Here is a 14,653-nt window from a genome sequence, read left to right on the forward strand (position 1 = left end):
GCTATTTGGTCAACCCGCGCAGGCCGCCCGAGATCAGGATGTTCACCTCATAGAGTATACGCGGCGCCGCCAATCCGCCGGGGCTGGCCAGATAGTTGGGGCTCCATTCCGGATCGAATTTCTGCTTGAAGGAGCGCAGGCCTTCGAAGTGATAAAATTGCTCGCCATGTTCGTAAACGAATCCACCGATCCTGTTCCAGAGCGAGGCCAACTGACGGTTTTCGATCCCTGAAAACGGTGCCGCACCCAGCGAGAACCAGTGGAACCCCTGCTGAGAGCCCCAGACCATCATTTCAGCAAATAATGCATCCATGACAAAGCTGGGACTGTCTGGTTCATAACGCATCAAATCCAACGAAAGCTCGGACTTGTTGCCGCCCTGAAACAGGTTTGCAAAGGCCATGATCTTGCCCGTCTCGTCCCGCAAGACCGCATGGTCAAAGTAAGACAAGTAGTCATCGTCAAACCCGCCCAAGGCAAAGCCTTTTTCCTCACCGGCCTTTTGAGCAAGCCAATCGTCCGAGATCTGGCGAAGCTCGGGCAACACAGGCGCAAGCTTTTCCTTGGGGATGATTTCGAACTTGTACCCTTCACGCTCAGCCCGGTTCTTTGCCTGCCGGAACCGTTTGCGCGATTTTCCATCTAATGAAAAATCCTGCAGCGGCACGCGGGCCACCTCACCAATCTTCAGGATCGACAGCCCGAGGTCCAGAAATGTCGGCAGATACTTGGTTGAGACACTGTAGAACGCACACAGCTTGCCTTCCCGGTCCGCCATCTCTCGCAATTGCCAGATCAGTTGCTGGCCCGCCTTTTCATCACCCACGGGTTCCCCCTTGGTGATGAGCGCGTTGCCGGTATCGGCATAGGCAATGAATGCGGTCTCATCCGGCGAGATAAGGAATTGTTTGTCACCGGTCAGCGATATCTGCGACTCGGTGTCTTCGCTTTCCATCACAAGCCGCTCGACAACCTCGGGAATCTCGGTCCGGACCGGAGCAGGTATTTCACGCCCGAATAGCGAGTTTACGGCAACGATGCCAAGGATCACCGCAACAACAAGGCTTGATCGCAGGAAACGGGAAGCATCGCCGTTCCAAGCGAAATCCCACCACAGCGCATTCTGGTATTGGACGTGGGAATAGGCAAACAACCCGATCCAGAATATCACGGCCAATAGGGCCACCACGCTGACCAACCATGGGATATTCAGCCGAAAGATCGATGCCCCACTGACCCGATAGAACGCCCCCCGGAACATCGCCAAAAGCCCGATCGTAAACAGCAACGAAATGGCCTCGTGCGTGTCCAGCCCTTTGGCGAGCGAGGCGAAGAACCCGGCGACCATCAGCAGCATGGCGACGACCCATGCCCGGTAAAGCTTGCGGAACAGGCCCCGTGAGACCAGCAACAGGAGCACGCCAACCGCACTGCCTGCAAGATGGGACGCCTCGACAAAGGACAGCGGCAAAACCTCGCGCAGCACGCCCAAATTCTGAGAGCTTGAGGGCAATGCGCCCGAGACCAGCAGGATCACCCCTGCCACAGCGGCCACACCTGCAGCCACCATTGGTACAATGGGTCGAATAGCGCGATACACCCACGTCAGCGCACCCCCGATGCGATGCCGCTGGGTCAGTGCGGAAGCGACCGCGATCGACAAGCTTGCAATGGCAAACGGCAAAAACGTGTAGACCAGCCGGTAGAGCAGTAGTGCTGCGATTACATCAGACCGGCCCGATGCCCCCAGACCTGCAATCAAGGTGGCTTCGAACACGCCAATCCCGCCCGGTGCATGGCTCAAGATACCCACCGCAATTGCGCCGATATAGACTGCGAAAAAATAGGGGAATCCAACCCCCAGATCATCCGGCATCAGTACGTAAAGCGCCATTGAGGCACCGAACAGATCGCCAACAGCAGCAACGGTGAGCAGACTGGCCAGCTTGCCACCGGGCAAGTTGAACCCAAAACCACCGTAAGACAAACGCCTTCCACCGCTTGAAAGCCAGACGAACAAAGCAACAAGCCCGGCCAACATGCACAGCCCGATCACGGTTTCGGCCGTCTCGCTGATTGGCAAGACCTTGGAGATACCGTCCGGGTGTATGGTCAGCAACAGCCCCAGCAGCAGGATTAGCCCCATCCAAAACGCCACCCATGAGGTCGCGATCACCCCGGCGACGCGGCCAAGATCAAGCCCCAGGGACGCATAGATGCGGTACCGGATTGCCGTACCCGTGATGTAGGAAAACCCGAGGCAATTTGACACCGCATAACCGCTGGCCCCAGCCATCCCAGCGACAGGCAACGGCACTTTGCCATCGGCAACGCTCTGCACCGCAAGCACATCGTAGAACGAGAGCGATAGAAAACTGAACGCGGTCCAGAACATCGCGAAGAACATGAACTTCCATGGCTTCGCCGCGATATCGCTTTGAATATCTGACCATTGCACATGCGCAGACAGGTCATGCAGAACCGCCAGCGCAATGCCGGTAATCAACAAAGGAACCGCGATCTTGACCAGAGGCTTTTCCAACAGCCCTGTCACACGCTCGGCCAGACGCATGGCGCGCGTATCTTCGGTTGTCGGTTCTGTGGTCATTCCTGTGGTCCCTGCCCTGCGATCTTCAGATCAATGTTAATTCAAAGCTTTGCACGAATTTCCCATTAGGCAAAGCGCCTTGCGCAGCCAGTTACGAACGGCCTTTGCGTGTTGAAAGTAATAGGTTGGTTTCAGACCGTGTAATGCCCTCCATCCGCCTGATCTGAAACAGGACCTCATCTAGCTCATCCAACGTATCTGTTCCGATCTCGGCGATCAGATCCCAACTGCCATTGGTCGAATGCACAGCGCGAACCTGACGCATGGCGGCGATCCGCGATCTGATGCGTTCGGTGCCTCGGCCCTCAATCTCAAGCATCATCAGCCCGCGCACCGGGCTTTCCGACACACCTTGCCGTGTAACCACGGTGAAGCCCACAATTTCACCGGATTGCTTAAGACGCTGAAGTCGACTGCGCACAGTCGTGCGGGTTACACCAAGCAGTTCTGCCAGCTCTGACAAAGATGCACGCGCATCTCTGTGCAACGCGTTCAACAATCGATTGTCCAGTTCGTCCATATGTGATTACCAAATCGGAATTAGTTGATCCAGTTTGACCAATTTGCCCCCTTTTCTCAACTCATATCGCGTCGGTAGACAGGCTTATGAGCAAAAAGAACATCATTCTCGCCGGAGCCCCTATGGACGTCGGCAAACGCCGCCAAGGCTGCCTGATGGGTCCCGACGCCTATCGCGTCGCGGGGTTGGCACAGGCCCTGTCGGACCTTGGTCACACCGTTACTGACATCGGCAATACGCAACCGGATCCTGTTGGCATACCGGAGGACCCCCATCTTTACGCCCTGCCGGAATGCGTGGGTTGGACACAAGCACTTTGCCGCACGGCGCAAGAGGCTGCACAGGATGGCCTTCCCATCTTTATGGGCGGTGATCACGCACTGTCGATGGGTACGGTGACCGGGATGGCAGCCCACGCAAAGAGCATCGAGCGCCCCTTGTTTGTCCTCTGGTTGGACGCGCACAGTGATTTTCACACGCCCAGCAGCACCGCCAGTGGCAATCTGCACGGCACACCGGTCGCCTATTTCACTGGTCAGCATGGTTTTGAGGCTTTTCCTGCTTTGGAAGCCCCAATCCCAACGGACCGCGTGGGAATGATCGGTCTACGCTCGGTCGATCCTGCCGAACGTGCCGCGCTGGAAAAAGATCAGGCAATGCTCGCTGATATGCGCAGCATCGATGAACACGGTATCAAGACCCCCCTACTGGCCTTTCTTGACAAAGTGCGCGCAGCGAACGGCATGCTGCATGTCTCGCTGGATGTAGATTTCCTTGATCCATCCATCGCGCCCGCCGTTGGCACAACCGTTCCGGGTGGCGCCACCGAGCGCGAGGCGCATCTGGTCATGGAACTGCTGCATGAAAGCGGCCTCGTCTGTTCGCTGGACCTTGTTGAGCTGAACCCGTTTCTTGATGAACGCGGTCGAACTGCAAAACTGATGGTCGACCTCGCAGCATCGCTGATGGGGCGACGCATTTTCGATCGCCCAACCCGGAGCTTCTGATGATATCTCTGCAATCCCCTTCAGCGGTCGTAATGGTTCGCCCCCATGCCTTCGCGTCGAACCCAGAAACCCGTGACGATAATGCGTTTCAAACGCTGGCAAATCGATCCGCTGCGGCAACCTCAGCAGCAGCGCGTGATGAGCATGACGAAGCTGTAGAACGGCTTCGCGCTGTCGGTGTAACCGTTCATTTGTTTGACGACGAAGGCGAACACGATACGCCAGATAGTGTTTTTCCAAACAACTGGTTTTCGACCCATCCCGGCGGGCATGTCGCCGTATATCCGATGTTCGTTCCCTCTCGCCGACGCGAGCGGCGTTCAGACGTAATCGAACTGCTTAAGCAGGAATATCGGGTTCAGGACGTCATAGACTATTCCGGCCTCGAACAAGACGACCTTGCGCTTGAGGGAACCGGAGCAATGGTTTTGGATCACGTTGGCCGCATCGCCTACACCGTTCGATCGAACCGCGCTGATCCGGTTTTGTTGGAAAGATTCTGTACCCATTTCAACTATGAGCCGATTGCGTTCGATGCAAAGGACGCCGAAGGCCGGGATGTCTATCACACCAATGTCCTGATGGGCATCGGGACGCACTACGCGCTGATCTGTTTGGACATGATCTCTGACCCAGAGCGCCGCGCAACAGTTCGGGCGCGGCTGGAAGAGTCGGGTCGCACTGTCATCGATCTGTCCCATGAACAGATCGCCAATTTTGCCGGAAACGCGATTGAGCTTAGTGGCAAAGATGGTCTCGTTCTGGCGTTGTCCAGCCGAGCGCTGAAGGCTCTTACGCCATCTCAGGTCTCGGTTATCGAAGCCAGCGCGACCCCGCTGCCGCTCTCGGTTCCCACAATTGAAACAGCCGGTGGATCCGTACGTTGTATGATCGCTGGTATCCATCTTTCCCGTCGATAGGAGTCTTTGATGCAACCCTCTGATAAGGCCCTCGTGCCATTTGTATCCGTCGACAACATGATGCGTCTGGTTCACCACGTCGGTGTCGAACAGATGATCACACAGATCGCCGCGCAGATCGAAGCCGATTTCAAACGCTGGGAGAGTTTTGATAAAACGCCCCGCATCCCGGCCCACTCGCCTCATGGCGTAATCGAACTGATGCCAACCTCGGATGGTGAGGCATACGGGTTCAAATACGTTAACGGGCACCCCAAGAATACGTCCGAAGGCCTGCAAACCGTAACAGCATTTGGTCTGCTGGCCGATGTCTACACCGGCTATCCAACTTTGCTGACCGAAATGACGATGCTGACCGCTCTGCGGACGGCGGCAACCTCGGCGCTGGTCGGCAAATACCTCGCGCCCAAATCGGCCACGGCGATGGCGATGATTGGAAACGGCGCGCAGTCCGAGTTCCAGTGCCTCGCCTTCAAAGCCATGTGCGGGATCGATACTGTCCGGCTCTACGATACCGATCCGAATGCAACGGCAAAATGTGCAGCCAATCTGCAGGGCAAAGGGCTGACGGTCGTGCCCTGCAAAACGCCGGAGGACGCGATCGAAGGTGCTCAGATCATCACGACCTGCACCGCTGACAAGAAATACGCGACCATCCTGACCGACAACATGGTTGGCCCCGGCGTGCACATCAACGCGATCGGAGGCGATTGCCCCGGCAAGACCGAACTGCACCGCGATATCCTGCTGCGATCGAAAATATTTGTAGAATACCCCGAGCAAACGCGGATCGAGGGTGAAATTCAAGCGCTGGAGGATGATCACCCGGTCACCGAGATGTGGGAAGTCATGACCGGACAGGCAAAAGGGCGTACCGATGATCGGCAGATCACTCTGTTCGATAGCGTGGGCTTTGCGATCGAAGATTTCTCGGCCCTGCGCTACATCAAAAGTGCGATTGAAGGCACTGATTTCTATGAACCTCTGGACATGTTGGCCGACCCCGATGACCCAAGGGACCTGTTCGGGATGTTAATGCGGGCAGGATAGAGAACCCGCACATCAAAGACTGACCCCGGCCCCCGGTCGGGGTATTTCTTATCCAGCAAGCGATGGCAGGTAGAGAACGATCCCCGGAAACGCCACCAACAAAGCGATTGTCAAAGCATCCGCAATGAAAAACGGCGTAACACCTTTGAACACGTCCTGAACGCTGAGGTCCGGCCGCACACCAGCGACAACAAAACAGTTCAGGCCAATGGGAGGTGTGATCAGGCAGAACTCGGCCATTTTAACCACCAGAATTCCAAACCAGATGGCGCACATCGGTCCGGACATACCAAAGGCGCTGTCTGCAGCGCTGACCGCCTCGCCTCCGTTCAGGGCCATTACAGCAGGATACACGACCGGAAGGGTCAAGAGCAGCATACCGATAGCATCCATGAACATGCCCAGCACAGCATAGGCCAGCAGGATGCAGATCAGGATCAACATGGGCGACATTTCGAGCGAGGTGATCCAATCGGAAAACGCCCCCGGCAAATCTGCGAACCCCAAGAACCGCACGTAGATCAGAACCCCCCAAATGATCGCAAAAATCATGGCGGTCAGCTTGGCGGTTTCCAGCAGGGCTGACTTGAACTCGGGCCAACGCATGCCATGGATCAGCGCGAAACAGAACACGATGAAGGCCCCAATGGCTCCACCCTCGGTCGGGGTACCCCAGGCCTTGTCGCCAAATGGATTGTAGACGAAGCAGATAATGATGAGGATTACCGCCACGATGGGCAACGCGCCCGGAAGTGCGGTAAATCGTTGCTTCCAGGTAAAGCCTCTTACCGGGGGTCCAACGGATTTGAAGATCACCGCGATGCCAACGATCAGTAAGCCATAAATAACCGCCGAAAACGCGCCGGGGATGAAACCCGCAAGCAGCAGTTTGCCCACGTCCTGCTCGACTATGATTGCATAGATCACAAGGATCGCTGATGGCGGGATGAGCGAGGCCAGGGTCCCGCCGGCGGCGACAACTCCGGCTGCGAAACGTTTGTTGTAACCAACGGCCAGCATCTCGGGGATAGCGATGCGTGCAAAGACGGCAGAAGTGGCTACCGACGCACCTGAGACGGCGGCGAAACCTGCAGTCGCAAAGATCGTTGAAACGGCCAGTCCACCGGGAACCCATGCCACCCAGCGCTTTGCCGCTTCGAACAAAGCACGGGTCAGACCGGCATAGTAAGCAAGATAACCGATCAGGATAAATGTGGGGATCAGGCTAAGGGTATGCGATGCAACCTTGGAATGCGGCACCTGCCCGGCTGTTTTGACAGCAACTGTCATCGCCTTGCCAAACCGCTCGGGGTCATATCCAAACTTGGCCCAGAAAATCCAAATCAGGCCGACCAGGCCCGCCAAACCAGCAGCGAAGGCAACGCGCATGCCAGTGACGACAAGAACCAATAGCCCAGCGGTAACCCAAAGGCCGATTTCAACCGTATCCATGGATCAGGTCCGCCCTTCGAATTGTTCGGCTTCGGCCGCAGCCTGCGCAGCCGCGTCTTGTATCAGCGGGACAGCAACCGGGGTCTCAAGCCCCAACACAAAGGCGCGCCCATATCCCCAGATCTGCAGAACCAACCGGGCGCATAGAACCGAGAAGGCAATCGGTGCCAGCAGTTTTGCGGGCCAGAGTGGAATTCCGATGTCAATCGAACTGTCACGGCTCCATAGCGGAGCTCCAAAGTCAAATGAGCGGTCAAAGTGGGACCAGCTACCCCAAACCAGAGCGAGCATCAGCAGCAGAATCAAAACGACCGAAATCAGCTCGAACAACCACAGCGCCCGCCCTTTCAGGCGAGAGATCACGATGTCCATGCGGATATGTCCGCCATCGCGCTGAACATAAGAGATGCCCAAAAACGCGATCAGAGGCATCGCCTGTTCGATCCAGTCCACATAGCCCGGCAAGGGCGCATTCAGTGCATTACGCCCACTCACCGAGATGACGGCCAAAACCATTAGTCCGAAGACCGCCAAACCACTGATCAACGCCATAAACCGCTCTAACTGAAGCAAACGGTGATCCAACCGGCTGAGAAGACTGCCGTCCTCTAGCACCGTGGCATGTCCTGCCATCTTTCTATTCCTTTATTGGAAGGAAAAGCCGAGTGCCCATAGGCACCCGGCTTAAGGCGATCAGTTGCCGCCGCGCTGCTGCTGCAGCGTGGATTGCACAAGATCGTAAAGCTCTTGCGCAGGCATGCCTTGCGCAGTCATGTCCTCGATCCATTTCGCACGAATCGGATCGGCGGCCTTGGCGCGAAACTCCTCAAGTACAGCGTCGTCAATCTCGACCTTTTCAACGCCCTTCTCTGCAAGAACGCCGTCCCACTTTTCAAGCAGCCCGCTATAGTTGGCTAGGTAGTGCGCAATGGCTTCGTCGATAGAGCTATCCAATGCCTCGCGATGCTCAGCGGGCAGAGCCTCGTAAGCGTCGATATTCACAACCACCGGACAGTTCACAGTTCCGGGGTTCAGGTTGGCTGTCCACCAATCCGCTTCGTTAATCGTCCCGAAAGACAGGTGCGCGTGCTGTGCAAAGGCCACGGTGTCGACCACGCCGGATTCCATCGCATTGAAAGCTTCAGTAGCGGGTACGGATGTGGGCACGCCGCCGACCGCTTCAAAAGCCTGCCCCAGACCGCCGGTGGCACGGACGCGCATACCGTCGAACTCGGCCAGTTCATCACGTGGATCACCGGTGCCAACAAGGTTATACTGCGGCATTGGCGAGGTCATGATGATGCGGGCATTCCATTGCGCCATCTCATCCTTGACCGCTGGATGATCGTAAACCGCGTGGCTGACCGCCACCTCTTCATCCAGAGTGTTCACGCCCAGGAACGGCAGTTCCAGAACGGTTATCGCGCGGTTCTTGTCGCGGTGATAGCCCGCGCAGAACTGCGCCATCTCGAATGCGCCAATTTCGATCCCATCCAGATTTTCGCGCGGTTTCGACAGCCCGCCATAACTGACATTGATTGTGAAATCGCCACCGGTTTTCTCGCTGACCAACTCGGCCAGTTTCTCGACATGTTCAGTAAAAGCACGGCGTTTACCCCAAACCGAAGCGTTCCATTCAGTCGCCGCCGCTTCGGTGACAAATGCCACGCTCAGGGCGGCAAAGGCCGCACCGCTCAATATCTTGTTCATCGTGATCTCTCCCATTGGTGCGCCCCCTATCGAAGCGCTTGAAAGAGAAGCTAGCGCCAAGTCCGGAATCTGCCAACCCCTGCACGCAGATGTAGTGTTACCGCAATCAATCCGAGAGAGCATAGCTAGACTGGAAGCTAACGCAAAAAGTACACTCCAAAGTGCCTCTAATTCGTTACATCCATGAAGTTGATTTAAAACTATTTTTTAAAATCTTTTCTTGAATGTTTACTTTTTTCTCAGCAATCAAAAAATTTATTTACAAAGAAATCCAAGGATTATGGCAATTTATTTATTTCTTTTCTGATCCCCGTATTATCCAAATTGGGGAGGAACAGGATCGACTTTGCCTGATCGGCGGGCGATATCGATCCTATGTAATCCAGTCCAGAGGGAGGAGCCTCAAAAATGACTACCGCTGCCCAGGCAGATGCCAAGACATATCCGCCATCCGCAGAAACCGTCGCCCGTGCGCATGTCGACGCCGACAAATACGCAGATATGTATGCTGCATCGATCAAGAACCCCGAGGCGTTCTGGGATGAGCAAGGCAAGCGCGTTGACTGGATCAAGCCCTATACTCAGGTCAAGGATGTCAGCTATGATTTTGGTTCTGTTGGCATCAATTGGTACGCAGATGGCACGCTGAACGTCTCGGCCAACTGCCTTGATCGTCATCTGAATACGCGCGGCGATCAGACGGCAATCATCTGGGAACCCGATGATCCAAACGACGAAGCTCAGCACATTACCTACGCCGAGCTGCACCGCCGCACCTGCCGAATGGCCAACATCCTCGAGTCGATGGGCGTACGCAAAGGCGATCGCGCTGTGATTTATCTGCCCATGATCCCCGAGGCCGCTTATGCGATGCTGGCTTGCGCGCGAATTGGCGCGATCCACTCGATTGTTTTTGCTGGCTTTTCGCCTGACGCTCTGGCAGCGCGGATCAATGGGTGCGATGCCAAAGTCGTTATCACCGCTGATGAAGCACCGCGCGGTGGCCGCAAGACCCCGCTAAAGTCGAACGCGGATGCTGCCCTGCTGCATTGCAAGGACACTGTGAAATGTCTGGTGGTCAAGCGAACCGGTGGGCAGACCACATGGATCGATGGCCGCGATTATGACTATAACGAAATGGCGCTGGAGGCGGATGATTATTGCGCGCCTGCCGAGATGAGTGCCGAAGACCCGCTGTTCATCCTCTATACCTCTGGCTCGACCGGACAGCCCAAAGGCGTCGTCCATACCACCGGTGGCTATCTGGTCTATGCGGCGATGACGCATGAGATCACGTTCGATTATCACGAGGGCGATATCTACTGGTGTACGGCGGATGTCGGCTGGGTCACCGGCCACAGCTATATCGTCTATGGCCCACTGGCCAATGGCGCGACCACGCTTATGTTCGAAGGCGTGCCAACCTACCCGGATGCCTCGCGCTTTTGGCAGGTCTGTGAAAAGCACAAGGTGAACCAGTTCTACACCGCGCCGACTGCGCTGCGAGCCCTGATGGGTCAAGGCAACGAGTGGGTCGAGAAATGCGACCTGAGCGACCTGCGGACGCTGGGCACAGTGGGTGAACCGATCAACCCCGAAGCCTGGAACTGGTACAATGAGGTTGTTGGTGGCGGGCGTTGTCCGATCGTTGACACCTGGTGGCAGACCGAAACCGGTGGCCACCTGATGACCCCTCTGCCCGGCGCACACGCGATGAAGCCCGGCTCGGCTATGAAGCCCTTCTTTGGCATCCAGCCCGTGGTTCTGGATCCGCAATCCGGTGTCGAGATCGAAGGCAACGGAGTCGAGGGTGTTCTGTGCATCAAGGACAGCTGGCCCGGCCAGATGCGCACCGTCTGGGGTGATCATGAGCGGTTCGAGAAGACTTATTTCTCGGATTACAAAGGCTACTACTTCACCGGTGACGGCTGCCGTCGCGATGAAGACGGTGACTACTGGATCACGGGCCGCGTCGATGATGTGATCAACGTTTCCGGCCACCGTATGGGTACTGCCGAGGTCGAAAGCGCGCTGGTTGCTCATGCTGCCGTGGCCGAGGCCGCCGTGGTTGGTTATCCGCATGAAATCAAAGGGCAAGGCATCTATTGCTACGTCACCTTGATGAATGATCGCGAACCTTCGGATGAGCTGCTGATAGAGCTGCGGACATGGGTCCGGACCGAAATCGGCCCGATTGCCAGCCCGGATGTGATTCAGTGGGCGCCCGGGCTGCCCAAGACACGCTCGGGCAAGATCATGCGCCGTATACTGCGCAAGATCGCGGAGAATGACTTTGGCTCATTGGGCGACACCTCGACCCTCGCTGATCCTTCGGTCGTCGAAGACCTGATCGAAAACCGTGCGAACAAGTGAGGGTGTGATGGACGCTGCCACGACCATAGCACCCGCTGTTCTCATCCTTCTCGGCCCTCCGGGTGCCGGGAAGGGTACGCAGGCCCGTATGTTGGAAGACAAATTCGGGCTTGTACAACTTAGCACCGGTGATCTGCTGCGCGACGCGGTCGCCGCAGGCACCGAGGCTGGCAAAGCTGCAAAGGCCGTTATGGAAGCAGGCGATCTTGTCAGCGACGGCATCGTTATCGCGATCCTGCGCGACCGCATGGCGGAACCGGACTGCGCCAAGGGCGTCATACTGGACGGTTTCCCCCGGACCACAGTTCAGGCCGAAGCGCTTGATGGTTTGCTCGCGTCTTCAGATCAGATGATCAACGCGGCCATCAGCCTTGAGGTTGAAGACGCCGAGATGGTTACGCGGATTTCGGGTCGCTACACCTGCGCCGGATGCGGTGAAGGCTATCACGACACGTACAAGCAGCCCGTGGAAGACGGCAATTGTGATAAGTGCGGCCACACAGAATTCAAGCGCCGCGCCGATGACAATGCCGAGACGGTTGCCTCGCGGCTCGCCGCATATCACGCGCAAACCGCACCATTGATTGACTACTATCAAGCCCAGGGCGTGCTGAAAGGCATTAACGCAATGGGTCAAATCGACGACATCGCTCAAGACCTTCACGGGCTTGTCGGCGAAGTCATGGACTAAGGGGAGAAGATAAGCCCTAGGTCTTTGATCCTAAAACAGAATACTTCAATGGACCCGCCTTGGCGGACCGGAGAAGTTATGCCTGACGCCATCCGGCATCTGGCAATTTCGAGAAGCGGCCCACGGCACTGGAGGAGTTGGGCAACGGGCCGCCAATGAGGGAAGCGAAGGAGGAACCCGCGATGGCGGATCATTCAACAAACTCCGCGCAGACTGCCGAAGCCGACAAGGGCTATTGGCAGGCCAACCTGCGCCTCATCTACATCAGCCTCGCGATTTGGGCGCTGGTGTCGTTTGGATTCGGCATTCTGCTGCGTCCGCTACTGTCCGGCATCGCCGTTGGCGGTACAGATCTGGGCTTTTGGTTTGCTCAGCAAGGATCGATCCTGGTCTTTCTGGTACTGATCTTCAACTACGCCTGGCGCATGAACAAGCTCGACGCTGAGCACGGCGTGGACGAGGAGTAATCGGCATGGATCAGTTTACCATCAACCTGCTGTTTGTGGGCGCGTCGTTTGCGCTGTACATCGGCATCGCGATCTGGGCCCGTGCGGGTTCCACATCGGAATTCTATGCCGCTGGTCGCGGCGTTCACCCGGTCACCAACGGTATGGCGACAGCGGCAGACTGGATGTCTGCGGCCTCGTTCATCTCGATGGCGGGCCTGATTGCCTTTACCGGCTATGATAACTCGACCTTCCTGATGGGTTGGACCGGTGGCTACGTGCTGCTGGCGCTGCTGCTTGCACCCTACCTGCGTAAGTTCGGCAAGTTCACCGTGTCGGAATTCATCGGCGACCGTTTCTACAGCCAGACTGCACGTATCGTTGCGGTGATCTGTCTGATCGTTGCATCGGTGACCTACGTGATCGGTCAGATGACCGGTGTTGGCGTGGCCTTTGGCCGCTTCCTCGAGGTGTCCAACACCACTGGTCTGCTAATCGGTGCGGGCGTTGTGTTTGCCTACGCGGTGTTTGGTGGGATGAAGGGCGTGACCTACACTCAGGTCGCTCAGTACTGCGTGCTGATCACCGCCTATACCATCCCGGCGATCTTCATCTCGCTGCAGCTGACCGGCACGCCTGTTCCGGCACTGGGTCTGTTTGGTGACACCGCCAGCGGTGAGCCCCTGCTGACCAAGCTGGACGCCATCGTGACCGAGCTGGGCTTTAACGACTATACGGCCCACCACTCGAACACGCTGAACATGGTGCTGTTCACCCTGTCGCTGATGATTGGTACGGCTGGTCTGCCGCACGTCATCATGCGCTTCTTCACCGTCCCCAAAGTGTCTGACGCACGTTGGTCGGCAGGCTGGGCGTTGGTCTTCATCGCTCTGCTGTATCTGACCGCCCCTGCGGTTGGTGCTATGGCGCGTCTGAACATCACCGACATGATGTGGCCCAATGGTGGCATCGATGGTGGTGCTGTTTCGGTTGAAGAGATCGACAATGATCCGCGTTACGACTGGATGGCCACATGGCAGAAAACCGGTCTGCTGGATTGGGAAGACAAGAACGGCGACGGCAAAATCCAGTACTATAACGACAAGTCGGAAGCCATGACCGCGATCGCGGAAGAAAAAGGCTGGGTTGGTAACGAACTGACCAAGTTCAACCGTGACATCCTGGTTCTGGCCAACCCCGAGATTGCAAACCTGCCGGGTTGGGTAATTGGTCTGGTCGCTGCTGGTGGTCTTGCGGCTGCTCTGTCGACCGCTGCGGGCCTGTTGTTGGCGATCTCGTCGGCTGTGTCCCATGACCTTGTCAAAGGTGCGATCAACCCGTCGATCTCTGAAAAGGGTGAACTTCTGGCGGCGCGGATTGCCATGGCTGTGGCCATCGTCGTTGCAACCTATCTGGGTCTCAACCCTCCGGGCTTTGCGGCACAAACCGTGGCCTTGGCCTTTGGTCTGGCGGCTGCCTCGATCTTCCCGGCGCTGATGATGGGGATCTTCTCGACCCGCATCAACAACACCGGCGCGGTTGCAGGTATGCTGGCTGGTCTGACCGTAACCCTGGTCTACATCTTCCTGCATAAGGGCTGGCTGTTCATTCCGGGCACCAACTCGTTCACCGATGCTGACCCGCTGCTGGGTCCGATCAAGTCGACCTCGTTCGGCGCCATCGGTGCGATGATCAACTTTGCGGTCGCCTACTTTGTAGCAGGCGCAACCAAAGAGACTCCGCAGGAAATCAAAGATATGGTCGAAAGCATTCGCATTCCCCGTGGTGCGGGCGCAGCTCAGGATCACTGAGTGTGATGCGGTCGGCGGCTCTTGTCTTCGGTCGCGTCTTTCGACTTACTGTTCCCGCCCGGCAC

General features: G+C 56.9%; 12 protein-coding genes. 7 read left to right on the forward strand and 5 right to left on the reverse strand.

Annotation, left to right across the window (positions count from 1 at the left end; genetic code table 11):
* Window position 1: 1 nt before the first annotated feature.
* Together mprF and ACR0NN_RS03110 are read right to left on the reverse strand one after the other, a co-directional pair.
* Window positions 2-2,608, reverse strand: coding sequence for a bifunctional lysylphosphatidylglycerol flippase/synthetase MprF (mprF, locus tag ACR0NN_RS03105; protein WP_170719573.1), 2,607 nt, complete (start codon window positions 2,606-2,608; stop codon window positions 2-4).
* Between the two features lie 91 nt (window positions 2,609-2,699).
* Window positions 2,700-3,128 carry an Lrp/AsnC family transcriptional regulator gene (locus tag ACR0NN_RS03110; RefSeq protein ID WP_170682928.1) on the reverse strand — a complete coding sequence of 143 codons (429 nt, stop codon included), beginning with the start codon at window positions 3,126-3,128 and terminating at the stop codon, window positions 2,700-2,702.
* An 86-nt stretch (window positions 3,129-3,214) separates the two neighbouring features.
* On the opposite strand from ACR0NN_RS03110, the gene rocF reads away from it, so the two are divergent.
* From rocF to ACR0NN_RS03125, 3 genes are read left to right on the forward strand one after another with little or no spacing between them, the layout of a single operon-like run.
* Window positions 3,215-4,135, forward strand: coding sequence for an arginase (gene rocF, locus ACR0NN_RS03115; RefSeq protein ID WP_170689881.1), 921 nt, complete (start codon window positions 3,215-3,217; stop codon window positions 4,133-4,135).
* The gene (gene ctlX / locus ACR0NN_RS03120; RefSeq protein WP_170719574.1) at window positions 4,135-5,055 is read left to right on the forward strand and encodes a citrulline utilization hydrolase CtlX; all 921 of its coding nucleotides are present in this window, start codon (window positions 4,135-4,137) and stop codon (window positions 5,053-5,055) included. Before rocF ends, ctlX begins: the two co-directional genes overlap by 1 nt.
* 6 nt (window positions 5,056-5,061) lie before the next feature.
* Window positions 5,062-6,105 carry an ornithine cyclodeaminase gene (locus ACR0NN_RS03125; RefSeq protein ID WP_480683870.1) on the forward strand — a complete coding sequence of 348 codons (1,044 nt, stop codon included), beginning with the start codon at window positions 5,062-5,064 and terminating at the stop codon, window positions 6,103-6,105.
* 48 nt (window positions 6,106-6,153) lie between these two features.
* Here the strand turns inward: ACR0NN_RS03125 and ACR0NN_RS03130 are convergent, their stop codons facing one another.
* The 3 genes from ACR0NN_RS03130 to ACR0NN_RS03140 are packed head-to-tail and all read right to left on the reverse strand — an operon-like array spanning window position 6,154 to window position 9,267.
* A complete protein-coding gene (locus tag ACR0NN_RS03130; protein WP_170682932.1) occupies window positions 6,154-7,557 on the reverse strand; it encodes a TRAP transporter large permease in 1,404 nt (467 codons plus the stop codon).
* Between the two features lie 3 nt (window positions 7,558-7,560).
* Window positions 7,561-8,190: a TRAP transporter small permease gene (locus ACR0NN_RS03135; protein WP_170682933.1), complete on the reverse strand. Its 630-nt coding sequence runs from the start codon at window positions 8,188-8,190 to the stop codon at window positions 7,561-7,563.
* A gap of 60 nt (window positions 8,191-8,250) precedes the next feature.
* A complete protein-coding gene (locus tag ACR0NN_RS03140) occupies window positions 8,251-9,267 on the reverse strand; it encodes a C4-dicarboxylate TRAP transporter substrate-binding protein (RefSeq protein ID WP_170682934.1) in 1,017 nt (338 codons plus the stop codon).
* 408 nt (window positions 9,268-9,675) lie between these two features.
* On the opposite strand from ACR0NN_RS03140, the gene acs reads away from it, so the two are divergent.
* The 4 genes from acs (at window position 9,676) to ACR0NN_RS03160 (ending at window position 14,588) form a co-directional block, all read left to right on the forward strand.
* Window positions 9,676-11,640 carry an acetate--CoA ligase gene (gene acs / locus ACR0NN_RS03145; protein WP_170719580.1) on the forward strand — a complete coding sequence of 655 codons (1,965 nt, stop codon included), beginning with the start codon at window positions 9,676-9,678 and terminating at the stop codon, window positions 11,638-11,640.
* 7 nt (window positions 11,641-11,647) lie between these two features.
* On the forward strand, window positions 11,648-12,331 hold the full coding sequence (locus ACR0NN_RS03150) for an adenylate kinase (protein WP_170719582.1): 684 nt from the start codon (window positions 11,648-11,650) through the stop codon (window positions 12,329-12,331).
* 182 nt (window positions 12,332-12,513) lie between these two features.
* On the forward strand, window positions 12,514-12,798 hold the full coding sequence (locus tag ACR0NN_RS03155) for a DUF4212 domain-containing protein (protein WP_010439512.1): 285 nt from the start codon (window positions 12,514-12,516) through the stop codon (window positions 12,796-12,798).
* Between the two features lie 5 nt (window positions 12,799-12,803).
* Window positions 12,804-14,588 (forward strand): sodium:solute symporter family protein, encoded by a 1,785-nt coding sequence (locus ACR0NN_RS03160; RefSeq protein WP_170719584.1) that lies wholly within the window; start codon window positions 12,804-12,806, stop codon window positions 14,586-14,588.
* Window positions 14,589-14,653: the final 65 nt, after the last annotated feature.

Source organism: Ruegeria sp. BA2 (assembly GCF_056539605.1).